The sequence below is a fragment of the Mesorhizobium sp. M0016 genome (assembly GCF_040324035.1).
In the GTDB taxonomy this organism is placed as follows: Bacteria; Pseudomonadota; Alphaproteobacteria; order Rhizobiales; family Rhizobiaceae; genus Mesorhizobium.
Genome location: NZ_JAMYVM010000005.1, coordinates 141,508 through 167,680, shown reverse-complemented (window position 1 = coordinate 167,680; position 26,173 = coordinate 141,508). Strand labels below are relative to the sequence as shown.

The 26,173-nt window shown below is 63.4% G+C and carries 28 protein-coding genes; 4 read left to right on the top strand and 24 right to left on the bottom strand.

Annotated features, from left to right (window positions below):
- Positions 1–11 precede the first annotated feature (11 nt).
- Together nusA and rimP are read right to left on the bottom strand one after the other, a co-directional pair.
- Complete coding sequence (nusA, locus tag NKJ88_RS09995; RefSeq protein ID WP_023669555.1) at positions 12–1,607, bottom strand: transcription termination factor NusA; 1,596 nt, start codon at positions 1,605–1,607, stop codon at positions 12–14.
- A gap of 47 nt (positions 1,608–1,654) precedes the next feature.
- Positions 1,655–2,299 (bottom strand): ribosome maturation factor RimP, encoded by a 645-nt coding sequence (gene rimP / locus NKJ88_RS09990; protein WP_023669554.1) that lies wholly within the window; start codon positions 2,297–2,299, stop codon positions 1,655–1,657.
- Positions 2,300–2,634: 335 nt separating this feature from the next.
- On the opposite strand from rimP, the gene NKJ88_RS09985 reads away from it, so the two are divergent.
- Positions 2,635–2,799, top strand: coding sequence for a hypothetical protein (locus NKJ88_RS09985; RefSeq protein WP_023669553.1), 165 nt, complete (start codon positions 2,635–2,637; stop codon positions 2,797–2,799).
- A gap of 42 nt (positions 2,800–2,841) precedes the next feature.
- On the opposite strand, the gene trmB is transcribed toward NKJ88_RS09985, so the two are convergent.
- The 18 genes from trmB to NKJ88_RS09895 form a co-directional block, all read right to left on the bottom strand.
- Positions 2,842–3,543, bottom strand: a complete 702-nt coding sequence (trmB, locus tag NKJ88_RS09980; protein WP_352444004.1) for a tRNA (guanine(46)-N(7))-methyltransferase TrmB — start codon at positions 3,541–3,543, stop codon at positions 2,842–2,844.
- A gap of 139 nt (positions 3,544–3,682) precedes the next feature.
- Positions 3,683–4,948 (bottom strand): methionine adenosyltransferase, encoded by a 1,266-nt coding sequence (gene metK, locus NKJ88_RS09975; RefSeq protein ID WP_023669551.1) that lies wholly within the window; start codon positions 4,946–4,948, stop codon positions 3,683–3,685.
- A gap of 222 nt (positions 4,949–5,170) precedes the next feature.
- The gene (locus NKJ88_RS09970) at positions 5,171–5,590 is read right to left on the bottom strand and encodes a helix-turn-helix domain-containing protein (protein ID WP_023669550.1); all 420 of its coding nucleotides are present in this window, start codon (positions 5,588–5,590) and stop codon (positions 5,171–5,173) included.
- Between the two features lie 137 nt (positions 5,591–5,727).
- The gene (gene lnt / locus NKJ88_RS09965) at positions 5,728–7,320 is read right to left on the bottom strand and encodes an apolipoprotein N-acyltransferase (protein ID WP_352444003.1); all 1,593 of its coding nucleotides are present in this window, start codon (positions 7,318–7,320) and stop codon (positions 5,728–5,730) included.
- A gap of 77 nt (positions 7,321–7,397) precedes the next feature.
- Entirely contained in the window at positions 7,398–7,868 is a 471-nt protein-coding gene (locus NKJ88_RS09960; RefSeq protein ID WP_023688744.1) for a VOC family protein, read from the bottom strand.
- A gap of 20 nt (positions 7,869–7,888) precedes the next feature.
- Positions 7,889–8,983, bottom strand: a complete 1,095-nt coding sequence (locus NKJ88_RS09955; protein ID WP_023688745.1) for a hemolysin family protein — start codon at positions 8,981–8,983, stop codon at positions 7,889–7,891.
- Between the two features lie 28 nt (positions 8,984–9,011).
- The gene (gene ybeY, locus NKJ88_RS09950) at positions 9,012–9,518 is read right to left on the bottom strand and encodes an rRNA maturation RNase YbeY (protein WP_352444002.1); all 507 of its coding nucleotides are present in this window, start codon (positions 9,516–9,518) and stop codon (positions 9,012–9,014) included.
- 17 nt (positions 9,519–9,535) lie between these two features.
- Complete coding sequence (locus NKJ88_RS09945; protein WP_027049340.1) at positions 9,536–10,528, bottom strand: PhoH family protein; 993 nt, start codon at positions 10,526–10,528, stop codon at positions 9,536–9,538.
- Positions 10,529–10,611: 83 nt separating this feature from the next.
- Positions 10,612–12,021 (bottom strand): tRNA (N6-isopentenyl adenosine(37)-C2)-methylthiotransferase MiaB, encoded by a 1,410-nt coding sequence (miaB, locus tag NKJ88_RS09940; protein ID WP_352444001.1) that lies wholly within the window; start codon positions 12,019–12,021, stop codon positions 10,612–10,614.
- Between the two features lie 76 nt (positions 12,022–12,097).
- Entirely contained in the window at positions 12,098–12,898 is an 801-nt protein-coding gene (olsA, locus tag NKJ88_RS09935; RefSeq protein ID WP_023682014.1) for a lyso-ornithine lipid O-acyltransferase, read from the bottom strand.
- A gap of 28 nt (positions 12,899–12,926) precedes the next feature.
- Entirely contained in the window at positions 12,927–13,421 is a 495-nt protein-coding gene (rimI, locus tag NKJ88_RS09930; protein WP_023669542.1) for a ribosomal protein S18-alanine N-acetyltransferase, read from the bottom strand.
- Complete coding sequence (gene tsaB / locus NKJ88_RS09925; RefSeq protein ID WP_023711441.1) at positions 13,421–14,098, bottom strand: tRNA (adenosine(37)-N6)-threonylcarbamoyltransferase complex dimerization subunit type 1 TsaB; 678 nt, start codon at positions 14,096–14,098, stop codon at positions 13,421–13,423. Before tsaB ends, rimI begins: the two co-directional genes overlap by 1 nt.
- A gap of 107 nt (positions 14,099–14,205) precedes the next feature.
- Complete coding sequence (locus NKJ88_RS09920) at positions 14,206–15,321, bottom strand: DUF1513 domain-containing protein (protein WP_023726870.1); 1,116 nt, start codon at positions 15,319–15,321, stop codon at positions 14,206–14,208.
- 3 nt (positions 15,322–15,324) lie between these two features.
- A complete protein-coding gene (locus NKJ88_RS09915) occupies positions 15,325–16,404 on the bottom strand; it encodes an imelysin family protein (RefSeq protein ID WP_023821522.1) in 1,080 nt (359 codons plus the stop codon).
- Positions 16,404–17,993: a di-heme oxidoreductase family protein gene (locus tag NKJ88_RS09910; RefSeq protein WP_352444000.1), complete on the bottom strand. Its 1,590-nt coding sequence runs from the start codon at positions 17,991–17,993 to the stop codon at positions 16,404–16,406. Before NKJ88_RS09910 ends, NKJ88_RS09915 begins: the two co-directional genes overlap by 1 nt.
- 12 nt (positions 17,994–18,005) lie before the next feature.
- Positions 18,006–18,491 carry a bacterioferritin gene (bfr, locus tag NKJ88_RS09905; RefSeq protein WP_023669537.1) on the bottom strand — a complete coding sequence of 162 codons (486 nt, stop codon included), beginning with the start codon at positions 18,489–18,491 and terminating at the stop codon, positions 18,006–18,008.
- Positions 18,457–18,768: a (2Fe-2S)-binding protein gene (locus NKJ88_RS09900; protein ID WP_023669536.1), complete on the bottom strand. Its 312-nt coding sequence runs from the start codon at positions 18,766–18,768 to the stop codon at positions 18,457–18,459. Before NKJ88_RS09900 ends, bfr begins: the two co-directional genes overlap by 35 nt.
- Positions 18,769–18,827: 59 nt before the next feature.
- A complete protein-coding gene (locus tag NKJ88_RS09895) occupies positions 18,828–20,120 on the bottom strand; it encodes an imelysin family protein (protein ID WP_023669535.1) in 1,293 nt (430 codons plus the stop codon).
- A 490-nt stretch (positions 20,121–20,610) separates the two neighbouring features.
- Between NKJ88_RS09895 and NKJ88_RS09890 the strand changes: the two genes are divergently transcribed.
- Complete coding sequence (locus NKJ88_RS09890; RefSeq protein WP_023669534.1) at positions 20,611–21,864, top strand: NAD(P)/FAD-dependent oxidoreductase; 1,254 nt, start codon at positions 20,611–20,613, stop codon at positions 21,862–21,864.
- Positions 21,865–21,985: 121 nt separating this feature from the next.
- Here the strand turns inward: NKJ88_RS09890 and NKJ88_RS09885 are convergent, their stop codons facing one another.
- Complete coding sequence (locus NKJ88_RS09885; RefSeq protein ID WP_023669533.1) at positions 21,986–23,263, bottom strand: 4-aminobutyrate--2-oxoglutarate transaminase; 1,278 nt, start codon at positions 23,261–23,263, stop codon at positions 21,986–21,988.
- A gap of 287 nt (positions 23,264–23,550) precedes the next feature.
- Here NKJ88_RS09885 and NKJ88_RS09880 point away from each other — a divergent pair, with 287 nt between their 5' ends.
- Positions 23,551–24,009, top strand: a complete 459-nt coding sequence (locus tag NKJ88_RS09880; protein WP_352443999.1) for an efflux RND transporter permease subunit — start codon at positions 23,551–23,553, stop codon at positions 24,007–24,009.
- A complete protein-coding gene (locus tag NKJ88_RS09875) occupies positions 23,991–24,164 on the top strand; it encodes a hypothetical protein (RefSeq protein WP_023682020.1) in 174 nt (57 codons plus the stop codon). The genes NKJ88_RS09880 and NKJ88_RS09875 overlap by 19 nt, the downstream gene beginning before the upstream one ends.
- Before the next feature lie 68 nt (positions 24,165–24,232).
- Here the strand turns inward: NKJ88_RS09875 and NKJ88_RS09870 are convergent, their stop codons facing one another.
- The 3 genes from NKJ88_RS09870 to NKJ88_RS09860 are packed head-to-tail and all read right to left on the bottom strand — an operon-like array spanning position 24,233 to position 26,168.
- The gene (locus tag NKJ88_RS09870) at positions 24,233–24,571 is read right to left on the bottom strand and encodes a hypothetical protein (protein ID WP_023682021.1); all 339 of its coding nucleotides are present in this window, start codon (positions 24,569–24,571) and stop codon (positions 24,233–24,235) included.
- Between the two features lie 14 nt (positions 24,572–24,585).
- Entirely contained in the window at positions 24,586–25,335 is a 750-nt protein-coding gene (locus NKJ88_RS09865) for an ABC transporter ATP-binding protein (protein ID WP_023682022.1), read from the bottom strand.
- Positions 25,332–26,168, bottom strand: a complete 837-nt coding sequence (locus NKJ88_RS09860; RefSeq protein ID WP_352443998.1) for an ABC transporter ATP-binding protein — start codon at positions 26,166–26,168, stop codon at positions 25,332–25,334. The genes NKJ88_RS09865 and NKJ88_RS09860 overlap by 4 nt, the downstream gene beginning before the upstream one ends.
- Between the last annotated feature and the right edge of the window lie 5 nt (positions 26,169–26,173).

The window sequence follows — 26,173 nt, the reverse complement described above, 5'->3', positions numbered from 1 at the left end:
GCGGTTTCACCTCACGCACCAACGGCTTCGTCAGCCGGGACCTGTTCGGCTGCAAGCTCGTCTTCGGTGATCCAGCCGGCCTTGAGGCGGGCTGCCAGAACCATCTGCTCGGCGTCGGCGCGCGACACGCCGTGATTGGCGAGCACACCCGGGAATACCTTGGTCTCGCCGTCCTTGCGTTCCTTCCAGCCGGTCAGGTCGTCGGCGGCATAGCCGGCGAAATCCTCGATCGTCTTCACGCCATCCTCGCCGAGCGTCACCATCATGGCGGTGGTGACGCCAGGGATCTCGCGCAGTTCGTCGGTGACGCCCAGCGCCTTGCGCTTGTCGTCATGCTCGGCTTCGATCTTCTCCAGATATTCGCGGGCGCGGGTCTGGATCTCCGAAGCGGTGTCTTCGTCGAAACCGTCGATCGAGGCGATCTCGCCCGAATCGACATAGGCAACTTCCTCGACGCTGGTGAAGCCTTCGGAGGCCAACACCTGGCCGACCATCTCGTCGACATCAAGGGCTTCCATGAACAGCGACGAGCGTTCGACGAATTCCTTCTGGCGGCGCTCGGACTCCTCGGCCTCGGTCAGGATGTCGATGTCCCAGCCGGTGAGCTGCGAGGCAAGACGCACGTTCTGGCCGCGACGGCCGATGGCCAGCGACAGCTGGTCGTCGGGAACCACCACTTCGATGCGCTCGGCATCCTCGTCGAGCACCACCTTGGCGACTTCCGCCGGCTGCAGCGCGTTGACGATGAAGGAGGCGGCCGAAGGCGACCACGGAATGATGTCGATCTTTTCGCCCTGCAATTCGCCGACCACGGCCTGGACGCGGCTGCCGCGCATACCGACGCAGGCGCCGACCGGATCGATCGACGAGTCACGCGAAATGACGGCGATCTTGGCGCGCGAGCCTGGGTCGCGGGCGACCGACTTGATCTCGATGATGCCGTCATAGATTTCCGGCACTTCCATGGTGAAGAGCTTGGCCATGAACTGCGGATGGGTGCGCGACAGGAATATCTGCGGGCCGCGCTGTTCGCGGCGCACGTCGTAGACATAGGCGCGGACGCGGTCGCCGTACTTGTAGTTTTCGCGCGGGATCAGCTCGTCGCGGCGGATAATCGCCTCGCCACGGCCGAGATCGACGATGACGTTGCCATATTCGACGCGCTTGACGGTGCCGTTGACGATCTCGCCGATGCGGTCCTTGTATTCGTCATACTGGCGGTCGCGCTCGGCCTCGCGCACTTTCTGCACGATGACCTGCTTGGCTGACTGGGCGGCGATGCGGCCGAAATCCATTGGCGGCAGCTGTTCGGCGATGAAGTCGCCAAGCTGGGCGTCCGGATTGCGCTCGCGGGCCGAGGAAATGGCGATCTGGGTGGCGTAGTCGTCGACCTTCTCGACCACTTCCATCAGCCGCTGCAGCTTCATCTCGCCGGTGTTGGCGTTGATGTCGGCGCGGATGTTGGTTTCCTGGCCGTAGCGCGAGCGCGCGGCCTTCTGGATCGCATCAGCCATGGCGGCAATGACGATCGACTTGTCGATCGACTTTTCACGCGCCACCGCGTCGGCGATCTGCAGCAGTTCAAGTCTGTTGGCGCTTACAACCATCTTATTTCTCCCGAGCTTGTTGCCGAGCTTTTAGGCCCGGCCGCTCATCATAGTTCCTGTTCGATTTCGTCTTCCGCGCCGCCTTCAGCACCTTCGGGTGCATCATCAGCTTCGCCGCGGCGTTTCTTGGCTTCCTTGCGTTCCCGGTTGTCCTTCGAAAGGGCATCGCGAATAAGGTCGTCGGTGAGGATCAGCCGCACATCGGCGATCGCGTCATAAGGAATGCGAACCGTCGGCTCTTCGCCGTAGGCGGCCTTGTCGCGCTCGAGCAGCATGTCGTCTTCGCCGGCTTCGGCGATCTTGCCCTTGAAGCGCTTGCGGTCGGCGACCGGCACCGAGGTTTCCATCTTCACCAGATGGCCGGTCCAGGTGACGAAATCCGACTTGCGTACCAGCGGCCGGTCGATGCCCGGCGACGACACTTCGAGATGATAGGCCTTCTCGATCGGGTCATCGACGTCGAGCGCCGGCGACACAGCGCGGCTGACCTCTTCGCAATCCTCGACGGTCATGGTGCCGTCCTCGCGTTCGGCCATGATCTGCAGCGTCAGGCCGTTCTGGCCCGACAGATGCACCCGCACGAGGCGAAAGCCAATGCCTCGCAACACCGGCTGGACGATCAGCGCGATGCGCGCATCGATACCGCTTTCGCGGATGATGCGGTCGTCGGCTTCGCTTGCCGTTGCAGTCATGCGTTTCCTGTCGTTCTATGGATCAGGATGATCGTCGTCCCGAACCATCTCTTTGCTGATGGCTGACCGGCAGGTAATAAAAAAGAGCGGGACCGGGTGGACCCACTCTTCGTCATACCGACCAAGAATTTGAGGCTGATATAGACGATCCCGGCCGGTGTTTCAAGTCTGTTGACGGGCCGGGCAGAGTGCAGCCGGGGACGGCTGGCAGGATTGCGCGCGGCGCACGCCGGCTATGCGGTAACGGCCCTGTGATCCCGGATTTCACATCCCTATCTATGTTGCACTGCACAAATCAAAGATTAGCGCGCGGTGGCGCGCGGAAGGTCAAGACAATGAGCAACCGTACCGTGTTTTCCGCCATAGGCGACGCCTTTGCCCTGTTCGGCAGCGCCGTTGCCGCCTCGCGGGCCGTCGAAGCCGGCCGCAAGCCGCGCGCCAACGATCTGCGCCGGCTTGGCATGGACCCGACCGCTTTCGGCAAGATCGGCCGTTTCTGAAGCCAGACCGGCTGTCGATGCGGGACACTTTCCCGCATCGAACTATTTTCTGATGAAGGTGAGATAGGCCGGCCGTCGGCCCTCGCGAGTGGCTTTCGCCTCGTAGCGTGTGCCCGGCCAGCCTTCATAGGGCCGATGCCAGTCGGCCCCATCTTGCGCCTGCCAGAGGAGCCCGCCATGCGCCCGACAGTGCAACAAGGTCCAGTTCACATAGGTGTCGATGTCGGATGCGAAGCGGAATTTTCCGCCCGGCTTCAGCACGCGCGCGAACCGATCGAGGTTGAGCGGGCTGACAAAACGCCGCTTCCAGTGCTTTTTCTTCGGCCAGGGATCGGGGTAGAGCAGATCGATGCCGTCGAGCGACGCCTGCGGCAACCAATCGAGCAGGCGCGTGGCGTCGTCGTCATAAACGCGAAGATTGGCAAGCGGCTTTTCCCGCACCGCCATCATCAGCTTGGCCATGCCGTTGACGAACGGCTCGACACCGATGAAGCCGGTCGCCGGTGCCTCCGTGGCACGGTGCAGCAGATGCTCACCGCCGCCGAAGCCGATTTCCAGCCGAACCGTTGAAACATCCGCTGAGAATAGCGCGCGCAATTCTGCCGGTGCCTGGACGGAGAGGTCGAGGCCATAGGCCCCAAGACCGCTTTCCAGCGCCGCCGCCTGCTGCGGGCGAATGGTCTTGCCGTGCCGGCGGCCGAAGAACCCTTCGGTCGCCCGGCTCCGCCTGTCCTGTGGATCCATGGCCTGGTCGCGCGCCGCGCTTAGATTGAGATGAGATTTGGGATTGAGATGAGATTTGGCTGAAATCTCATCTCAATCTAATCCTTTGTTGGAGCATGATCTTTTCCAAAAAACCGGTACCCACTTTTTGGAATCATGCCTAAGCAGCGATCGCGTCCTTGAGCGCCTTGGCCAGATCGGTCTTTTCCCAGGAGAAGGACCCGTCTCGGCCGGCCTTGCGGCCGAAATGGCCGTAGGACGAGGTCTTTGCGTAGATCGGCTTGTTGAGGTCGAGATGCCTGCGGATGCCGGATGGCGACAAATCCATCACCGTGCGCAGCGCTTCCTCGAGCTTGGCCTCGTCGACCTTGCCAGTGCCGTGCAGGTCGACATAGACCGACAGCGGCTGGGCAACGCCGATGGCGTAGGACAGCTGGATGGTGCAGCGGTCGGCGAGCTTGGCCGCCACTACATTTTTGGCGAGATAGCGCGCCGCATAGGCGGCGGAGCGGTCGACCTTGGTGGTGTCCTTGCCGGAGAAGGCGCCGCCGCCGTGCGGGGCAGCACCACCGTAGGTGTCGACGATGATCTTGCGGCCGGTCAGGCCGGCGTCGCCGTCCGGTCCACCGATGACGAACTTGCCCGTCGGGTTGATGTACCACATGCAATCGTCGGCGATCTTGAGGTCGCCGAGCGCCTCACGGATGTAAGGCTCAACGACCTTGCGGACCTTCTTGGAATCCCAGGTCGCGTCGAGATGCTGCGTCGACAGCACGATCTGCGTCGCTTCGGCGGCTTTGCCATCGACATAGCGAACGGTGACCTGGCTCTTGGCGTCGGGTCCGAGCTTGCCGGCTTCGCCGTTGTTTTCGTGACGGGCAGCGGCGAGCAGTTCGAGAATCTTGTGGCTGTAATAGATCGGCGCCGGCATCAGGTCCGGGGTCTCGCGGCAGGCATAGCCGAACATGATGCCCTGGTCGCCGGCACCCTCCTCGCCCTGGCGGTCGGCGGCGTTGTCGACTCCCTGGCCGATGTCGGGCGACTGGCCGTGCAGCAGAACCTCGATCTTTGCCGTCTTCCAGTGGAAGCCGGCCTGCTCGTAGCCGATTTCGCGGATCGCCTTGCGGGCGACCGACTTGAACTTGGCCGGGTTGACGACCGAATGCCCGGCGGCGTCCTTGAGGATGTTGCCGGCTTTGTCCCGCTTCAGCAGAGTATCGGGAACCCTTACTTCGCCGGCGATGACGACGCGGTTGGTGGTTGCGAGCGTCTCGCAGGCGACCCGGACTTTCCATGGGTCCATGCCGGTCTTCTTGGCCTCGCGATAGACCAGATCGACGATCTCGTCCGAGATGCGGTCACAGACTTTATCGGGATGACCCTCGGCCACGGATTCCGAGGTGAAGAAGTAGTTCTGCCGCGTCACGGGTGTCCCCTCTTGAAAAAACGATCGGCAGGGCTGCCGATTTTGGCGCGCCACGTGTTAACGGTGCCGGGCGCCGCTCGTCAAGCGGTGCCGCGGTTCTGGCATGAGTGTCGCAGCAATATATCTTGTACCACCGGCGGCTTGGCGCCGCCGGCAGTCGAGCCTCTGGGCTACTCGGGCCCAGGGGATTACTGGGGCCAATGGGTCAATCGACCCACCGAATCACTCGGCATCTTCGGCAGAAAGGGACTTCACAAGGTCGATAATCCGGCGGCGCACCTTTACATCCGCGATCTTGACGAACGCGCGGTTGAGCTGAAGCCCTTCCGGACTGCCGCAGAATTCGACGGCGAAAGCCATCGAAGTGTCCTCGGCAAATCCTCTATTACCCACCGGCTCCTGCCCTGGCGCATCCTCGAAAAAGAAGGCGACAGGCACGCTGAGTATCGAGGCTATTGCCTGCAGACGGCTGGCGCCGACGCGGTTCGTTCCTTTTTCATATTTTTGGATCTGCTGAAACGTAATACCGAGATTTTCACCAAGCTTTTCCTGGCTCATTCCAAGCATATTGCGCCGAAGGCGGACGCGACTTCCGACATGGATGTCGATCGGATTCGGTTTCTTCTTGTTTTCTTCTGTCATTTTTTCCTCGCCGAATTTTTCCGGCCTTTTCTATTTTTCTCGCCCAAACGAAGCCGGAGCCAACTGCCCCAACAGAAACACCAACCGACTTCGAGAAAATTAGGCGGTAACAGTATGAGTTTCTAATGTGTCGACTGTCAATTCACCCGTAGCCGTTGCCTTACGTTCAAGCTGAGGGCGATTGCGGCAAACACCAACATGATCAGCATTCCGTTAATGCGCCGCCGCGCGGCGGAGATGAAGGCTTGGCCGGAGATCGGCACCCGCACGTCGATGGCGCCACGTGCATCGACCGCCAATGCGTCGACGATGCGTCCGCGCGTATCGACAACGGCGGAAATGCCGTTGTTGGCGGCGCGCAACAGCGGCAATCCGTTTTCCACCGCGCGAATCTGAGCCTGCCTGAAATGCTGGTACGGCCCGGGCGTGTCGCCGAACCATGCGTCGTTGGTGACGTTCACAATAAGCTGGGATGACGTTGCGTCAACAGCCACAAGATCAGGAAAGATCACCTCGTAGCAAATAAACGGCAAGGCGCTGATGCCGCCGGGCAAAGCGATCGGATGGCGCTCGTTGCCGGCGGCGAAATTCATCGGCCCGGCGACGAGCTGTCCGATGCCGAAGCGGCTGAGCAGACCGGAAAACGGCAGATACTCGCCGAACGGCACCAGATGGACCTTGTCGACGGCATCAGCGATTTCGCCCTTGTCATCGATCGCCACCACCGAATTGTAGTAGCGGCTGTCGGCATCCGCCCCCGATCCGCGCTCCTCGCGCACGACGCCGGCAATCAGCATCTGACCAGGCTGCAGCATGTCGCCGAGCGCGGTCAGCGCGTCCGGACGCTCGGTGAACAGGAACGGTACCGAGGTCTCCGGCCACAGGATAAGTTGCGGTTTGTCATGACCGGGATCGGGCGCTGCGGCCGACAGGCCCATCATCGTGGCGAAGATGCGGTCGCGCACCGAGGCGTCCCATTTTTCGCTGAGGTCGACATCCGGTTGCACGATACGGACATCGAGAGTGCGGGTTGTCGGCTTGTCGGGGGTCGCGAGCCTGACATAGCCGAAGCCGGCATGGGCGGCGACAAGAATGGCAAGCAGGACCACACCGAGACGGACATGCCGGCGTGCTGCAAGCAAGGCCGGCATGGCGAAGACAAAGACCGCCAGCGCGTTCATGCCGACCATGCCGGTCACCGACACGCTTTGCATCAACAGCGGCACGGGCATCGCCGCATAACCGACGGCATTCCAGGGAAAGCCGGTGAACAGGAAGCCGCGCAGCCATTCCGTCAGGCCAAAAGCAAAGGCAAGGGCGGCAATGCGGCCAATGTCGTTGGTCCATAACAGCCGCGCGACGACGGTGGCGAAGCCGTAGAAAAATGCCAGCGCCAAAGGAATGCCGACGACCGCGAAGGGTAAGGCCCAGGCGAAACTGTCGGCCTCGACCAGAAGCGCCTCGCCTATCCACCACAGGCCGGCGAGGAAATAGCCGAAGCCGAACCACCAGCCAATGGCAAAGGCCGGCCGCAGGCGCCTGAGCCAGCCGTCGGAAGCCTCGCCGGTGGCGCCGTCGAGCAGCCAGACCAGCAGTGGAAACGAGACGAAACAGACGGCGAAGAAATCGTAAGGCGCCTGGGCGAGCACCGCCAGCGCCCCGGCAAGAAACGCCACCAGCGCGCGCCGCCAGCCCCAAAGCAGAATTATCCGGCCGGCAAGGCGCTCCATACAGACTTCCCAGGTCGCGCGAATCAAGAGCCAAGATTTATCAGATTTATTGAAACGCGAACCGGCCGATCGCTGCGCTATCGGGGCCATCCCTCGATGGTTAGCCCGCTCAGGTGCTCGGCCTCCTCGCGCGGCACCGCGCGCAAGGTCTGGGTGAAGGTCCAGACATGGCCTTCGGGGTCGCGCGCCCGATACTGCCGTTCGCCGTAGAAATGGTCGGCAGGCTCCTCGACGATTTGGGCTCCAGCCGCCATTGCCCGCTCACAATGCACGTCCAGGCCGTCTTTCAGACGCACACAGACCGACTGAGTGTTCTTGCCGCCGACGCTTACCGGACTGGCAATATGATCGGCCCATTCGGAATCGACGATGATGTAGCCGTCGCCAAAGCGCATTTCGGCATGGACCAGCCGTCCGTCGGCGTCGCTGACCACCATGCTCGGCTTGAAGCCGAAGGCCGTTTCGAGCCATTTCAATGCGGCTCGCGGGTCCTTGTAGAAGACACCCGAGCCAAAGGTTGAGTGCTTGAAGGGATCGTCGATCGTCATCGGCCGGGCAACGTTCTGTCCTAGGCCTGCTCGGTGCGGGGGGCGGTCACGCGGCGGCGACGCTCGCCCTTCTGGTTATGGACGATGCGCACCCGCTTGACGCGGCGCGGATCGGCGTCGAGCACGTGGAATTCGAAGCCGGGGATGGCTTGCACAACCTCACCACGCGCGGGCACGCGGCCCAGCGTGTTGAAGATCATGCCGCCGATCGTGTCGACATACTCGCCATGCTCGCCGGCGGTAAAGTCCTCGCCGATCATCTTGGCGACCTCGTCGATCTCGGCCTTGCCGTCGACGACGAATACGCCCTCGCCGGTCTGGGTGATCAGCGGCTCGTCCTCGTCATGCTCGTCCTCGATATCGCCGACGACCATCTCGACGATGTCTTCCAGCGAGGCGAGACCATCGGTGCCGCCATATTCGTCGATGACCAGCGCCATCTGGGTTCGCGTCGTCTGCATATGGCCCATCAGGTCGGAGGCAAGCATCGATGGCGGCACGAAAAGCACCGGGCGGATCAGATTGAGGTCGCCGATGGTGCGGCCGAGATCGACCTGGGCGAGGTCGAGAAGCGTCGTTGCCGGCGTCTTCCTGGATGTTCTGCCCTTCTTGACGCGGGCAACCTTGGTGATGTGGGCCAGCACGTCGCGGATGTGAACCATGCCGCGCGGATCGTCGAGCGTCTCGGAATAGACCGGCATGCGGGAATGGCCGGACTGCTCGAACAGACCGAGCAGATCGCCCAACGTCGTGGTGATCTCGACGGCCTCAATATCGGCGCGCGGCACCATGACGTCCTCGACGCGTACCTCGCGCAGGCGCAATATGTTGTTGAGCATGGCGCGTTCGCCAGGCGAGAAAGACCCGGCATCGCTGGTCGTTTCGGCAAGCGCGCCGGCGATTTCCTCGCGCAGGCTGGTGCCGTTCCGCTGCCTGAAAAGGCCCAAGACGCGGTCGAACAGGGACGGACCGGCAGGCGATGGCTCGCTGGCAATACTACCAGAAGCGGGGCTGCCGGAACTGGGACTCGGACTCGATCCCTCTTCCGTCGTATCGGAAGGCTTTGTCGCACTGCCAGCCTCGGGGCGGGCGGCAGTTTCTGGTTTGTCGTTCATCGTCGTCCGGTCAATTGGTCTTTTGTCATTACGTGTAGGGATCGGGAATGGCAAGCCTTGCGAGCGCTGAGCGCTCGATGGCTTCCATCTCCTCGGCCTCTGCATCGGTCTCGTGATCGTAGCCCAGCAAATGCAGCAGGCCGTGGATGACGAGATGGGTGATATGGTTCTCGAAGGGCTTGTCTTCCAGGGCTGCTTCGCGCGCCACCGTCTCGGCGGCCAGCACGATGTCACCCAGCATGGGCGGCAGCTTGCCACCCCTGGGGAACGGAAAAACAGGGAAAGACAAGACGTTGGTCGCCTTGTCCTTGCCGCGCCAGCCGGCATTGAGGGTACGGATATGGGCATCGTCGGAAAAGACGATGCTGAGTTCGGAAGGACCGGCAGCAGCGGTTTCGGCAAAGGCAGCCGACACGGCGCGATCGACCAGACGCGTCAGCGCCGCCTCATCGGGCCAGTCGCCGGCCCCGACCGACATATCGATCTCGACGGGAACCGAACTATCCCCGCCGCCAGGTCTTATGTCTTCAGGCATGAGCCCGCATCGTCGCATCAGCTCTCGGCGCCGAGGCCGCGCGCCAGCTTGGCGTCGCGGTCATAGGCCCTGACGATTTCGGCCACCAGCGGGTGGCGCACAACGTCGACATCGTTGAAGCGCACGGTTACCGCGCCGGCCACGCCGTCAAGGACACGCAAGGCTTCGACGAGGCCCGACTTGGTGCTTGGAGGCAGATCGATCTGCGTCGGATCGCCGGTGACGATCATGCGCGAATTCTCGCCGAGGCGGGTCAAAAACATCTTCATCTGCATCGGCGTGGTGTTCTGCGCCTCGTCGAGGATGACGGCGGCATGCGCCAGCGTGCGGCCGCGCATGAAGGCCAGCGGCGCGATTTCGATGACCTCGGCAGCGATAGCACGCTCGACCTTGTCGGCCGGCATCATGTCGTAGAGCGCGTCATAGAGGGGCCGCAGGTACGGATCGACCTTTTCCTTCATATCGCCGGGCAGAAAACCCAGCCGCTCGCCGGCCTCGACCGCTGGGCGTGACAGGATGATGCGCTCGACCATGCCGCGTTCGAGCAGCATCGCCGCATGCGCCACCGCCAGATAGGTCTTGCCGGTGCCGGCCGGGCCAATGCCGAAGACAAGTTCCGAACGCTCCAGTGCCCGCATATAGGCGTCCTGGTTGAGCGAACGGGCATAGATCGTCTTCTTGCGGGTGGAGATCTGGGCGGCCGAAACCTTGCCCTTGCGTTCAAGCGTCGGCAGCGTCAGCTGGTCGTCGGCGGCAATCGCCATGCGCACGGCGCCATCGACGTCGGACTGGCCGATGTCGGTGCCCTTCTGGAGAATGCCGTAGAGATTGTCGAGTGCGCGGCGCGCCTGTTCGGCCGCCGAGGCCGAGCCCTTGATGGTCAACTGGTTGCCGCGCGAGCGGATATCGACGCCGAGCTTCTGCTCAAGCCGGGCCAAATTCTCGTCGAACTGACCGTACAGGGCGCTGGCAAGCTTGTTGTTGTCGAAAGTCAGAACGATGTGCGCCATGTCAGAGGCCCCGGATGTCTGGTTCTGGGGCAGAGTCTTCACTTCAGCAGCGCTCAACCGTCTCTCCTCATCTGCCGAGGCCATCAAGCCAACTCGGCGAACAGGCTATTGTAGCCCGTCTTCGTGATTCGCACCCGGATAATGTCACCGATTTCGGCGGCCTTTTCATCAACAATAACCGGCTGCAGCCAGGGCGAGCGGCCGACCTTCTGGCCGGCCTGACGGCCGGGCTTCTCGATCAGCGTGTCGATGGTGCTGCCGACCAGGCCCAGGCCGAAATCCTGCTGCTGCTTGAGCAACAATGCCTGCAGCTGTTGCAAACGTTCATCCTTGACCGCTTCCGGCACGTGATCGGGCATATCGGCGCCCGGCGTGCCGGGACGCGGCGAATATTTGAACGAGAAGGCCGAGGCGTAGTTCACCTGGCGCACCAGACCCATCGTGGCCTCGAAATCCGCCTCGGTTTCGCCGGGGAAGCCGACGATGAAGTCACCGGACAGCGCGATGTCGCCGCGTGCAGCGCGGATGCGCTCGAGCAGCGCCAGATAGTCCTTGGCCGTGTGCCTGCGGTTCATCGCCTTGAGGATGCGGTCTGACCCGGATTGCACCGGCAGGTGCAGATAAGGCATCAAAGCCGGGAGATCGCGATGGGCAGCGATCAATTCGTCGTCCATGTCGCGCGGATGGCTGGTGGTGTAGCGCAGCCGCGCCAGGCCGGGAATTTCGGCCAGCCGGAACAGCAGGCGACCAAGCCCCCATTCCATGCCATCCTCACCCTTGCCGTGCCATGCATTGACGTTCTGCCCCAGCAGCGTCACCTCGCGCACACCGGCATCGGCCAGCCGCTCGGCTTCGGCGACGATCTGCGCCACCGGCCGCGACACTTCCGAGCCCCTGGTATAGGGCACGACGCAGAAGGTGCAGAATTTGTCGCAGCCTTCCTGTACCGTGAGGAAGGCGGTGACGCCGCGCTTGATCATTTCGGCACGCTTCGGCTTCGGCAGATGCTCGAACTTGTCCTCGATGGCGTATTCGGTCTCGACGATCTTCTCGCCGCCACGCACCCGGGCCAGCACATCGGGCAGCCGGTGATAGGTCTGCGGGCCGATGACCAGATCGACAGCAGGCGAACGGCGGATGATTTCCGCGCCTTCGGCCTGCGCGACGCAACCGGCGACGCCGATCAGCATTTCGCGCCCAACTGCTGCGCGTTCAGCCTTCATGTCGCGGATGCGGCCGAGCTCAGAATAGACCTTTTCCGCCGCCTTCTCCCTGATATGGCAGGTGTTGAGCAGCACCAGGTCGGCGTCGGCGATGACATCGGTCGCGGTGTAGCCGTCGGCGGCCAGCGCATCGGTCATGCGCTGTGAGTCATAGACATTCATCTGGCAGCCATAGGTCTTGACGAAGACCTTTTTGGCCGGGGCGGACGCCGCAGCAGCGCTTTGCGAGGCGCTGTCGGTTTCGTTCCGCTCTATCGTGTTCAAATCCATCCGGCGGCTTCTAACGCCTTTCCGTGACAAAAAACAGACGATTCTCGGGCATCGGCCTGTAGGCGCTCGGCCTGCGCTAGCGGCTCGGTCGGGGATCGGCGAGCGCGGCCTGCATCATGGCGCGCACCTGGCTTTCCATCATCCTCGACGTTTCCTTGCGGTTCGAGCCCTTGGAAAAGGCGATGGGCTCGCCGAAATGCACCTCGACGTCAATGGCGCCTTCGGCCATCAGCACCTTGAGATGCGGCATCAGGTCCTGATCGCCGATCCAGGCAGCGAGCGGCCGGTGGCGACGGCCGAGAGGCACGCCGTGCACCCGCGTGTAGGCAATCGCCAGCGGCTGGATGAAGACCTGCTCGGCCGCGCCTTCCGAAATCGCCATCGAGGCGGCGCCGAACAAGGTGCTCTTGAACGGCAGGATGGTGTTGCCGTCGCCGGTAGAGCCCTCGGCAAACAGCACCATGGCGTCGCCCTTGGCCATGCGGCTGGCGATCTCGCTGGCCTGGTCGCCAGCTGTCCGCTTGCGCTCGCGTTCGATGAAGACCGTACGCTGCAGTTTCGACAGCCAGCCGATCAGCGGCCATCCCTCCATGTCCGCCCGGGCGATGAATGTCACATCGGCAAAGGAGCCGAGCACCATGATGTCGGTCCAGGAGATATGGTTCGAGGCGACCAGCAGCGGGCGCTGGCTGGACAGTGCGCCTTTGACATGGATGCGCAGGCCGAGCGTCCGGACGATGAGGCTGTGCCAGACCTTCAGAATGACCGTCTCGCGCCAAATTCCGGTCTTCATCGACAGCAGCTGCAAAGGCACAAGGACCAGCGAACCGACGACAACGAGGCTCAGCGCCAGGAAAATCCTGATTTTTCCGATCATGCAGCTTGGCCCTGCCCCAAAACTTTGGCTAGCGAAGATCGCGGCGCATGACAAGCGCGCCGGTAGGACCATGTTCGGTCGAGCGGTAATAATTGGCGCGGTGGCCCACCTGGCGGAAGCCGAGCCGCCGGTAGAGGGCGATGGCAGCGACATTGGTCTCGTCGACCTCAAGGAACAGCGCCTCGGCGCGCTGCGCATGCAATTCGCGCAGCACGGCGTCCATCAATTGCCAGCCGAGCCCCTGGCGGCGATGCGAGCGCGCCACCGCCACGGTCAGAATCTCGCCCTCGCCGGCTGCAAGCCTGGCCAGCACGAAGCCGACCGGCGGCTTGGCGCCCTGGCCGATTTCGCGCGCGGCATAGCCGAACACGGTTTCCTGTTCGAGCAACGCGGCGAACTCGCCATCGGTCCAGGGCCGGACGAAATCCTCGCGATGCAGCACCGACGCTGCCGGGCTGTCGGCGATGGTCAGCGGCTCGAGCGCATAGTCCCTGCGGCGCGGCTGGAGGAAAGGGATGCGCATCACTTTTCCTGCCTCAACAGGATGAACCCGGCCTGCGCCTTGGCATCGGCGCCGCGCAGATAGAGTGGCTTCGGCTTGTCGCCCTCACCTTTTGCAGCGGCGAGCCGGGCGTAGACGGCAATGTCGGCGGTGGCAGCCGTCGGGCCGATATCGAAATCGCGACCGGCCGCGGCTGCGATCTGCACGGCGGCCGTGCCGGCAAGCACCGGACGATTGTCCGCCGCCATTCCCGCGGCTTGGGCAAGTGTGGTCACAGCCGGACCATAGCGCAAAATCGCTTCCGCATCGTAAAACGCCGCATGGATCTCCTCGCGGCCTGCATCGAGAGCCGCCAGGATCGGGCGGCCGGGAAATGCCGCCCTCGCCTCGGCCGCCAGCGCCTCCAGTGTCGTTACCCCGATCGCCGGGATCTTCAGCGCCAGCGCCAGGCCGCGCGCCGCCGAGACGCCCACCCGCAGGCCGGTGAAGGAACCCGGACCGATGGAGACCGCAACGGCGCCAAGGCCGGCATAATCGGTGCCGTCCGCTTTCAACGCTTCGTCAATGACAGCCATCAGGTGTTCGGCGTGGCCTTTGCCGAGATCGAGTACCGAGCGGCCGAGCTCTCTGTCGCCCGATGCGTCATAGACGCAAGCGGCGCAGAGATTGGCGGCACAGTCGATGGCGAGCAGTTTCATGGGCGACCGGTTCGAAAAACAGTCTCCCTCTGCCCGCCACGGCGCGCCGCCGCAAGAGCCAGCGCGTAAATTGTTAAGCGGCTTCGCTTCGGTGCAGGCCGGACGGCTTACGCCGCCGGCGCGATGCGCAGCATGTGGTTGTCCCAGACATAGTCGGGCTCGGAGCGCGTCGCGCCGCTGCCTTCGATGATTTCGCCGGCACCCGTGGTTGCCATGAAGCCCGGGCCGTCGGGCGCCAGGCCGCAGACCTCGACCAGCGCCTTGGTGGCGACGATCTTGCCGCTGGCGGCGTCGATGACGGCCAGCGAATTGCCTTCCGGCGAAGACACCGCGACCGTGCCGGCAATCGGGTTGGCGGCGACCGAGCCGATGTAATTCCGGAAGCCGGATAGCACGTCCTGCGGCATGTCGAGCAGCTGCAGCCCCTTGCCGCGCGTGGCGCGGCCGACCAGCGGTGGCCGCTCGGTGCCCGGCCCGCGGTACTGGCAGCCGAACCAGATGGTGCCTGTGGGGTCGGCATCCATGTGGCGAATCGACAGCTGGTGCAGAGCCGGCGGCAGTTCGTGCTTTTCGATGAGATCGCCGGTTGTGCGATCGACCAGCACATAGGACGGCTTCATGGTGGCGATGTTGAGCTCGGCGCGGCCATAGTCGGGATGGGTCTCGATGCCGCCATTGGCGATGGCGATCGTCCGGCCGTCTCCGAGCAGCAAGAGCTCATGCGGCCCCATGCCATAGGTCGGAAACTCGCCGATGCGGCTGAACTTGGCCCGTGCGTCGTAGATCCCGACGACGCCGGCGGCATTGTCGAAATTGTTTTCGGTGACGTAAAGCAGCGCGCCGTCGGTGGAAAACACACCGTGGCCGAAGAAATGCCGACCGGTGATGCTGACGATGGTCAGCGGCGGCTCGCGGCCGGCATGGTCGAAGACCACGGCGAAGGTGCCGGGTTGCCGGGCGAAGACCACGGAGCGCTTCGAGACCGGATCGAAGGTGACGTCGTGGCCACGGTCGGGCAGGTCGATCGCATGCAATACTTTTCCGGCTTCCGACAACACAGCGGCGCCAAAGCTGCCGTCGCGCTTGACGAAGGCGGTGGCAAAGACGGCATCGGCGGCAAGCGTGTCCGCCCAGGCCCGCGGCGCCATTGACGCGACGAAGCCGGCGCCGGCAGCTCTGAGAAAATCGCGGCGGTCCATCAGCGGCGTGCGTGTCGCAACCATTGGTCAGTCCCCGTCCAGTGACGAAAAGCCGGCGGTCAGGCCGAACTCGGCGGTTAGCCGGGTGCCGATCAAGCCCGACAGGCTGGAGGTGATCAGCGCGAAATGTTCGAGTTTTCCGCGCTCCGCGGGATCGGCGAGCGTCTTGTCGATCCGACCCTGGATGGATTTGGCAGTGGCAACGCCATTGATGAGCTGGATATGGATGGATTCCGCCATCCATCTGCTATCCTCGGGCAGCGCGTCGCCGAGCTTCGAGGCCTGGAACAGCGCATCAATGCCGGAGAGGTTGCCGGCTAATGAAAGGCCGGTGTTTTGCGAGCGCCAGTAGATCGCTTGCCTCGGCTTGTCACCCTGCGGTTTGGCGCCGAGAAAACCTTTGAGGCGCACGTCGCGCACCATTTCGAGTTCATTGATGAAGACGCCGACCAGTTCGGTCACCGCTTCGGTGCCGTCGCGGTAAAGCGCATTGTCGGGTCCAGGATTAGCCCACAAGGCTGCAAAACCGTCCGGTTTTTTCCAGGCCGCGTCGACATCGGCCGCCATGGTCTCGATGTTCTTGGCGACTGCCGCGCCATAGGCGCAGCGATAGGGCTCGTCCTTGCCGACGAGCGTCTCGGCGCCATCGCCGTAAAGCACGAACTCAAGCGCCCCTAATCCCTGCATCGCGACACTCTTGCCCGCCAGCTGCGCCGGATCGGTGGCGGTCGGATCCTTGCCGGCCAGCGCCGCCTGCACCTGCTTCAGGCCGATGCTCTTTCGGTCCGGCCAGTAGAGCATGCGCTCCAGCCGGTTGTTCTCCTTGATTGGCCCGAAGCCGATGATTTCAGCCGACGACCAGGCCGCGACCGTGGCCGAGAATCCGGCATGCGCGGCATCGAGGTTGCCCTGCGACGGCGCCTGGCAGAGCGCGTCCATGGCCTTCGCCAAGGTGCCGGCATGGCCATGCAGGCTGGCATAGGCGGGGCGGACAAATCCGTCGATCGCTCTTTGAATGACATCGGAGGCTTTCACCGAGGCCGATGCCGGGGACGCACCGAACAGAGCCAATGGGAGGAGTAGAACAGGCAAAACCCGCTTGAGCATCAGAATGACTCCAGGAATTTGATGAGAGCATCGCGGTCGGCCGTATTGGCGGCGGCAAAGCGATCGCGCGCCTTCTGCCCCTCGCCGCCATGCCACAGGATCGCTTCGGCAAGCGTGCGCGCACGCCCGTCATGCAGGAAGAAAGCGTTGCCGTTGACGGTCTTTGTCAGGCCGATGCCCCATAGCGGCGGGGTGCGCCATTCACTGCCCGTGGCATCGCCCACCGCCTGGCCGTCGGCAAGGCCAGGCCCCATGTCGTGCAGCAGAAAGTCGGAATAGGGCCAGATCAGTTGGAACGCCTGCGCCTTGTTCCCGCGCATGGTGACGAATTTCGGCGTATGGCAGGCAATGCAGCCCATCTCGTAGAACAGCGTCTTGCCGGCGAGCACGGCGGGTGCGCCGACATCGCGCCGCGCCGGCACCGCAAGGTTCTGTGAATAGAAGGTGACGAGGTCCATCACCGGTGGTGGCGCCTCGACCGGGCCGAGCCGCTTCTGCACGCCATTGGGCATGGCTAAGCAGGCCTCTTCGGCTGCGGTGCAATCGCCCCAGTGGCTGGGCTCTTCCGGCGTCGAAATGCCGATATCGCCGGCAAAGGCGTCCGCCGCCTGCTGGCGGATCGATGCGGTCTGCGCCTTCCAACCGAAGCGGCCAAGCGTCAGTTGCCCGCTGCTGAGGTCACGCACCATGTTGGGCTTGCCGGAAATGCCGTCGCGGTCGTCGGGATCGGCATGGGCAAGGATGTCGGCCGGCGCGATCTGTTCGATCAGGCCAAGGCCGATCATGGGCGGGGTCAGACGTGGCGACAGCGTGGTGCGCGGGTCAAGCGGGCCGTAGCCAAGCCCGTCGAGCGAATAGCTCGGCTTGCGCAGCGAAACGATGCTACCGTCGCCGAGCGTGACCTTTTCCTCGCGATAATCGACATCCATGCGGCCTTCGCCCTTGAGGCCGGGCACCGCCAGTTCCTGCAACTGCGCGCCGTAGACCGGATCGGGGAAGTTCAGCACCTTGTGCACGGCAATCTCGGCTTTTTCCTCGGCCGTGCTCGCATCGCGCGCCAGCCGCAGGAACATCGACGTGGTGCGGCGGTCGGCGGCCGGCGGTCGGCCGCGGCCATCCTTCAAATGGCAATTCTGGCAGGCGCGCTCGTTGAACAGCGGTCCGAGACCATCCGAGGCCTGGGTCGACGATGGCGACGACACCCAGTTCTTGCGGAAAAGCGCATTGCCGAGCTTGAAATTGCCCTGTTCCTCGAAGGTGATGTTTTCAGAGGGTTGCGAGAAAGCGTCGCGGTCGACCTGCCTGCGCGACGTGCCGGCGCCGCCTTGCATCGTTTCGAAGGATTCGGGCTTGGAGAAATCCTGGGTTGGCCTGGTAACGGCAAGGACGCGGGACCGGTCCTTCGGCGTCAGGTCGGTGCGGCTCGTGGCGAGGCCGACCGGTTCCGACGATCCGGCCAGGGCCGGGGCCAAAATTGCCGCCAGGATTACACCCGAAAGCCCACGAAACGCCTGATATCCCAGGTTTTTAAGGCGCAGCGGGCCGTTAGCCCGCCGCACGCGGCGCAGAATATCTAGGGGGCGCCGCATTCCTGCATGGTCCTATTCCGCCTCGTCCGCCGATGCGGCGTTGAGCTGGCCGTATTTTTCCTCGCCGATAGAGGCAAGGAGGTCGAGCTGCGTCTCGAGGAAGTCGATGTGACCTTCCTCATCCGCCAGCAATTCCTCGAACAGCTTCATCGTCACGTAGTCGCCGGCTTCGTTGCAGATCTCGCGCGAACGCTTGTAGGCGGTGCGTGCGTCATATTCGCCGGCGAGATCGGATTCGAGCACTTCCTTGACGTTCTGGCCGATGCGCAACGGCGCCACGGACTGCAAATTGGGATGCCCTTCGAGGAAGATGATACGGGCCACCAGCCGGTCGGCATGGTGCATCTCCTCGATCGATTCGGCGCGTTCCTTCTTTGCCAGCTTGGCATATCCCCAATCTTCGAGCAGGCGGAAATGCACCCAGTATTGATTGACGGCGCCAAGCTCCAGGAACAGAGCCTCGTTAAGCCGCTCGATGATCTGCGGTTCGCCTTTCATGGATTCTGCTCCCATATTGGACGCGCAGGCCTCTGACGCGATCCAGGTGTGAAACGATGTCCACGCCGCTCGCCTCCGAACGGGTGTGGTAATTTTCGGTGACCCGAATGATCGTTTCGACCACATTTGGGAAGCAGCCGCAACAGCGACCGCGCTTTTGCATCGTGTGATAGACCTTCGCCGGCACGATCAGTTGCCAGGGGTCCTGATCCAGCAGATCGACGATCGTCTGCTCAATCTCCTTTTCGGTGATGATGTTGCAATGGCAGATCAGCATGGATTGGCTCTGGCTGACGGCGCCCCTCCGCGCCGTTTGGCTGGTAGTTGGTTGGGGTGCTACTTGAACACCTTGTCCGGTGCGTCGAGGCTGTCGGACCCCTCGAAGGCTATGTTGTTCAGCTTCAGCGCGCCGACGGCGCGTTCGATCGACTTGGTCTGGTCGACCAGCGCGTCGATTGCCGCCTGCACGGTAGCATTGCCTTCGGTGTTGCCCTCGGCGATCTGCTGGTCGTAGGCCTCGCCGGCCACTTCCCGCGCCTTGATCGCCTCCATCTTGGCGACCGAGACATCGAGCTTGTCGGACAGTTCCTTGTCGATCGCCGGATCGGCCGCCTTGACCATATCGTGCACCGACGGGCCTGAAACGACGGTGCCGTCGATGCGCGTGTAGCTGGCGAGATAGGCGGCGCGGATGCCGATGGCGTCATAGAGATGCGAGTTGTAGGTATTATCCGAGAAGCAGTCGTGCTCCTCTTCGGGATCGTGCAGCAGCAGGCCGAGTTTCATGCGCTCCCCGGCCAGTTCGCCGTAGGACAGCGAGCCCATGCCGGTGAAGATCACCGAGATAGCGGTGTTCGGCTGGCCATCGACGAGGTTCTTGCGGGCGGCGCCGTCTTCCTTCCAGTTGCCGACCATCTCCTGCAGGTCGGAGACCAGAAGATCGCTGGCCGACTTCAGATACTCGGCCCGGCGATCGCAATTGCCGCCGGTGCAGTTCTTGAGGTCGTAGTCGGTGTACGGACGCTCGCCGGCGCCCGGGCCGGTGCCGTGCAAATCCTGGCCCCAGAGCAGGAATTCGATGGCGTGATAACCGGTGGCGACATTGGCCTCGATGCCGCCGGCCTCCTGCAGCGTGCCGGCGAGGAACTCCGGCGAAAGCTTCGAGGCGTCGACCTTCTTGCCGTCGATCTCGATGTCCTTGTTAGCGATGACATTGGCGGTGTAGAGCGCGTTGGCGTCGGACTCGGTGCCGTAGCTCTTGGCGACGTAGTCGATCAGGCCTTCGTCGAGCGGCCAGGAGTTCACCTTGCCTTCCCAGTCGTCGACGATCTTGTTGCCGAAGCGGTAGACCTCGGTCTGCTGGTAGGGCACGCGCGACGCCTTCCAGGCATCGCGGGCGGCATTCAGCGTGTCCGCCGACGGGTTGGCAAGCAGCGCGTCGACAGCCTTGTCGAGCGCCTGCGCCGTGGTCAGCGAATCCTCGTACTTGGCCAGCGCGATGTCGGAATAGGTCTTGATGACCGCCTTGGCATCGATCTCCGCCGCCTTGGCCGGCAGGATGAAAACCGCCGCCGTCAACATAGCCGTGGCACCGATCGCAGCCAGTCTGCCGCCATATCGCGCTGTCATCATCAGTCTCCAGTTCAAAGGGGATTCGGTAAAAGGCGCGCGTGCCAAACGGTGCCGGGACATAGGCATGCCGTAGGACACCACAGATGCCGCGCCGCTCTGCGGCTCACGGGAGAAAGACACCAAATGCCTCCAATCGAACGGGTTCAAGGCCCAAACATCAAAGGGATGCGCTGACGCGCGAGCCTCCATAAAACGATGGCGAGGCCGGAAGTCAACTGGTGAACCCTAGAAAATTCAATTGAAACAACAGTTTAGAATTATTCTAAACTAGCACTATCAACTTTAAATCGTAGCCAGCAGCCAAGGTGAGAGACGCCGCGATTGACAAGCGACCGTTCCGGGTGCGACCCGGACCGGGGCTCTTGCGACGGCGGCAGACAATCGCCATCTGGCGGAACGGCTCACAATCAAAGCATGATGTCGTCCGAAAACCGCTTCACACTTTTCGGCATCATGCTCCAGATTTGAAACAGGAATTCGGGTTGCGATGAAGAACGGGGTCGTCATTGTCGGTGCGGGTCATGCGGGCGTGCAAGCGGCCGCCAGCCTGCGCGAGGAAGGCTATGACGGGCCTGTCATACTGATCGGCGACGAAACCGATCTGCCCTATCACAAGCCGCCGCTGTCGAAGACCTTCATCAAGGACGCCGATGCCAAGCCGCAACCCTTGCGCGGCGAGGCCTTTTACACCGGCAGCGCCATCGACTTCAGGCCGGGCATCCGAATAGACAGCCTCGATACGGCAGGCTGCAAGCTGGAGGTAGCGGGCGGCGGCGTGCTGCCGTTCGACCGGCTCATCCTGGCCACCGGTTCGCGGCCGCGGCTTCTGCCGCTGCCGGGCGCCGACCTCTCGGGCGTGGTGTCGCTGCGCTCGATCGCCGATGCGCGGCTGATCCGCGCGCTCAGCGCCCAAAGCGAAGACGTGGTCATCCTCGGCGGCGGCTTCATCGGGCTGGAGATCGCGGCAACGCTGAGGGCCGCCGGCCGCAACGTCACCCTGGTCGAGGCTGTCGACCGGCTGCTTGGCCGCGCCGTGGCGCCGGTGGTGGCGAGCCATGTCCGCCAACGGCTGGAGGCGATCGGCGTGCGTATCCTCACCGGCACCACCATTGCCGGGCTGGAAGGGGAAAACGGCCATGTCTGCGCTGCCATCACCTCCACCGGCGAAAGGCTGCCCGCGCGCATGGTCATCGTCGGCATCGGCGCCGTGCCGAATGTCGAACTTGCGCAGGCTGCCGGACTGACTGTCGCCAATGGCATCCGCGTCGACCAACAGATGCGCACCTCAGTGCCTGATATTCTGGCCATCGGCGACGCCGCTTCCTACCGCCACTGGTCGACCGGCGGCGACGTGCGGCTGGAATCGGTGCAGAACGCCACCGACCAGGCGCGGCTTGCCGCACGCACGATCACCGGCCATACGGACGCCTATGCGGCGGTGCCGTGGTTCTGGTCTGACATCGGCGACATGAAACTGCAGATGGTCGGGCTGACCTCGGGCGGCGACAGCCATGTCGTGCTGGGCGACCTCGCTGAGAACAAGTTCTCGATCTACCACTATGCTGGAAGCCGGCTGCTCGGCATCGAATCCGTCAACAGGCCGGGCGACCATATGCTGGGCCGCAAGATGCTCGGGGCCGGGTTTTCGCCGATGGCGCAGACGATTGCTGAGGGACCTGACGGGCTGAAGGCTGCACTGGCAGCGTTCCAGCAGGATGAGCCGGCACGGGCTGCGGGCTAGACGCACTTACCCTCCCCCTTGTGGGGAGGGTCGCTGCGAAGCAGCGGGGTTGGGGTCGGCGCGAGGCCCCCCACCCGGACCTGCGGTCCGACCTCCCCACAAGGGGGAGGTAGGGTTTGCGCTAGGCAGCGCAGACTTCGCGGATCGAGCTTTCCAGAATGTCGAGCGCCTCGTTCATGACATTGTCCTGGATGGTGATCGGAGCCAGGAAACGGATGACGTTGCCGTAGACGCCGCAGGTCAGCAGGATCAGCCCCTTGTCGAGCGCCTTCAGCCGGATCGCATTGGCGATCTCGGCCGACGGCAGGCCCTTCTTGACGTCGTTGAACTCGACCGCGTTCATGAAGCCGAGACCCCTGATGTCGACAATCTCGGGCACATCGTCGCGGATCGACTGCAGCCGCTGTTTCAGCCGGGCGCCCAGCGTATTGGCGCGGTCGCACAGCTTTTCGTCCTCGATTACGTCGAGCACGGCGTGTGCTGCGGCGACACCGATCGGGCTGCCGCCATAGGTGCCGCCGAGCCCGCCAGGACCGGGCGCATCCATGATCTCGGCGCGGCCGGTGACCGCCGCCAGCGGGAAGCCGCCGGCCAGGCTTTTCGCCATGGTGGTAATGTCGGCCGCGACCTCATGATGATCCATGGCGAACATCTTGCCGGTGCGGGCAAAGCCGGTCTGCACCTCATCGGCGATCAGCAGCATGCCGTGCTGGTCGCAGAGCTTGCGCAGCGCCGTCAGGAATTCGCGCGGCGCGTCGTAGAAGCCGCCCTCGCCCTGGACCGGCTCGATGATGATGGCGGCAACGCGAGCCGGATCGACATCGGCCTTGAACAGTTTGTCGAGTGCGGCCAGCGAATCGGCTGTAGACACGCCGTGCAGCGGCACCGGAAACGGCGCGTGGTAGACGTCGCCCGGCATGGCGCCGAAGCCGACCTTGTAGGGCACGACCTTGCCGGTCAGCGCCATGCCCATGAAGGTGCGGCCGTGGAAGCCGCCGGCAAAGGCGATGACGGCTTGGCGGCCAGTGGCGTTGCGGGCGATCTTGATGGCGTTCTCGACGGCTTCAGCACCCGTAGTGACGAAGATGGTCTTCTTCTCGAACTTGCCGGGCAGCATGCCGTTCAGCCGTTCGGCCAGCCTGACATAGCTCTCATAGGGCACGACCTGGTGGCAGGTATGGGTGAAGCGGTCGAGCTGTGCCTTGACCGCCTCGATCACCCTGGGATGGCGGTGGCCGGTGTTGACGACGGCGATACCGGAGGAGAAATCGATGTATCGGCGGCCTTCTACATCCCAGATCTCCGAATTCTCGGCGCGGTCGGCATAGATCTGCGTCGTCATGCCGACGCCGCGCGAGATCGACTGGTTCTTGCGCTCAGAAATGGCTGCGTTCTTCATTTCGTCCCTCATCGGGCCGACGCCCGTTCTCGTTAGATGAATGCCAAGGCCTCTTCTGACCTTATTTCACGTTTTCCTCAAGTTGGCACCGCCGCCGGGCGATTGGGCCTGTCGTCGATGCGGGCCACTTCGACAGACCGGTCTTAACCAGCCGACCGATACACGTACGGGGCAGTCCGTGACAGCTCACCCGTCACCGGGAACGGCGAAGCGATCCCGCTCGCCGCGGTGGCGAACTTCCGCTACGACCTGAACAGCCGACGGTGTGGCGGCGCAACCGCATCCCGATGATCACCGTTCGCGCAGGCCTCGTTGGCGACGTGCTGCCGGCCACCGTCGTCAACGAATTGAAGCCGTCGGTCGACGCCTTCATCGCCAAACTACCGCCCGCTATTCCGTTGCAACCGCCGGCTCGGTCGAAGAAAGCGCAAAAAGCCGCAGCGGTGGTGCCGCTGATGCTGTTCGTGATGGCGACCATCCTGATGATCCAGTTGCAAAGTTTTCAGCGCCTGTTCCTGGTGGTGGCGGTGGCGCCGCTCGGCCTGATCGGCGTGGTCGCGGCCCTGGTGCCGAGCGGCGCACCGCTCGGCTTCGTCGCCATTCTGGGCGTCCTGGCGCTGATCGGCATCCTGATCCGCAACTCGATGATCCTGATCGTGCAGATCGAGGATCTGGTGGCCGAGGGCCAAGACCGCTGGGAAGCCGTATCGAAGCGACCGAGCACCGCATGCGGCCGATCGCGCTGACGGCCGCGGCCGCCAGCCTGGCGCTGATCCCGATCGCGCGCGAAGTGTTCCGGGGCCCGATGGCATACGCCATGATGGGCGGCATCATCGCCGGCGATCACGCTGCTGTTCCTGCCGGCGCTTTATGTGACGTGGTTCAGGATCAAGGAGCCTAAGCAGGGGGACGAACCATCTGTTCCAGAGAACGGCGAACTGGCGCAAAGCTCGACTTAGCCCTCCTGCATCACTCGTTGTCGTTGGAGGGTACAGGGAGTGATTTAGCGCGCTGCCAAGGCGACAATTTTGAACTGCGCCAAGCATGCCAGCCTTTTGGCAAATCGGCCAATTCCAGGATGCTCTCATCCCGCTGAACCACATTCTGGAGGCTGACGAGCATTAGCTCGGGTTCATCTCGATTTTGCTTGTCGTTGCTATGAAATTGCCAACTGCCACCCTCATCGTTGTGGTTATCGTCGTCATCAGCTTCGTGCACAACGTATGCGATCCAGTCACCACGTTTAAATATGCTTCTGTCCGACAACACCGCGACATTGGGTGGGTCTTCGAACGTCCATTCCGCCATAGGAAACCCCAGATTCAAGCGGTCCGCACAAACCCCTCGCTCGCCCTCAACAGATTGCGCGTATAATCCTTCTCTACGCGATGCCCGATCAGCTGGCTCGCGGTGAGATTTTCCACCGCTTCGCCGTTCTGCATCACCATCAGGCGCTCGCACATATGGGTGATGATGGCGAGGTCGTGGCTGACCATCAGGAAGGTCAGCTTGCGCCGACGGCGAACCTCTTCCAGCAGGTTGAGCACTTCGGCCTGCACCGAAGCGTCGAGCGCCGAGGTTGGTTCGTCGAGCAGCAGGATCGACGGTTCGAGGATGAGCGCGCGCGCGATCGCCACGCGCTGACGCTGACCGCCGGAGAGCTGGTGCGCGTAGCGGAAACGGAAACCGTTGCCTAATCCGACCTCGTCGAGGGCGCGCTGGATGCGTTGCTCGCCATCGGCAAAGCCGTGAATGGCGAGCGGTTCCTGTAGCAGGCGGTCGACGGTCTGACGCGGGTGCAGCGAACCATAGGGGTCCTGGAAGACCATCTGCACTTCGCGATAAAAAGCCTTGTCGCGGCGCGCTCCCAGCGTCTTGCCATTGACCGTGATAGTACCGGATGCGACAGGCACCAGGCCGGCAATGGCTTTGAGCAGCGTCGACTTGCCGGAACCGCTCTCGCCGACCAGGCCGAAGGATTCGCCGGACTTCACCTCGAGGTTCGCCCCTTTCAGCGCGCGAAAACGGTCGAACACCACCTCCAGCCCTTCAATCGAAATGGCTGGCGTCATGCCGCCCACTCCGGCTTGCGGTCGAGCACCGGCAGCGGGTGGCGTTCGTAACCGATCCTGGGCATGCAGTTGAGCAGGCCGCGCGTGTAGGGATGCTGGGCGTCGCGCAGCTCCGACGCCTTGAGCTGCTCGATCACCTTGCCGGCATACATGACGATGACGCGGTCGCAGAAGGAGGCGACCAGCCGCAGGTCGTGCGAGATGAAGATCAGGCCCATGCCGCGCTCACTGACCAAGCGGTCGAGGATGCCGAGCACATCGAGCTGCACGGTGACGTCGAGCGCCGAGGTCGGCTCGTCGGCGATCATCAGTTCCGGTCCGGCGATCAGCATCATTGCGATCATGGCGCGCTGGCCCATCCCGCCGGACACCTCGTGCGGATGCAGGTCGAAGACACGCGAGGGATCGCGGATCTGCACAGCTTCCAGCATGGCCAGCGCCCGCTCGCGCGCTTCGGCCTTGGAGACCTTTTCATGCGTGCGCAGCGTCTCGACGATCTGGCGGCCGATGCTCATCACGGGGTCGAGCGAATATTTCGGATCCTGCAGGATCATGGCGATGCGTTTGCCGCGCAGCGCCCGGCGCTGACGGGCCGGTATGGCCAGAAGGTCGATGCCGTCGAGGGCGAGCTTCTTGGCCGACACCAGAGCCTGCGGCGGCGTCAGGCCCATGATGGCGCGGCCGGTCTGCGACTTGCCGGAGCCGCTTTCACCGACAATGCCCAGCCGCTCTCGGCCAAGCGAAAAAGTGACGCCGCGCACCGCCTGGATGAGGCCGGTCCGAGTCGGGAAGGTGACGCGCAGGTCGTCGACATCGAGAAGTGCACCGCTCATTGGTC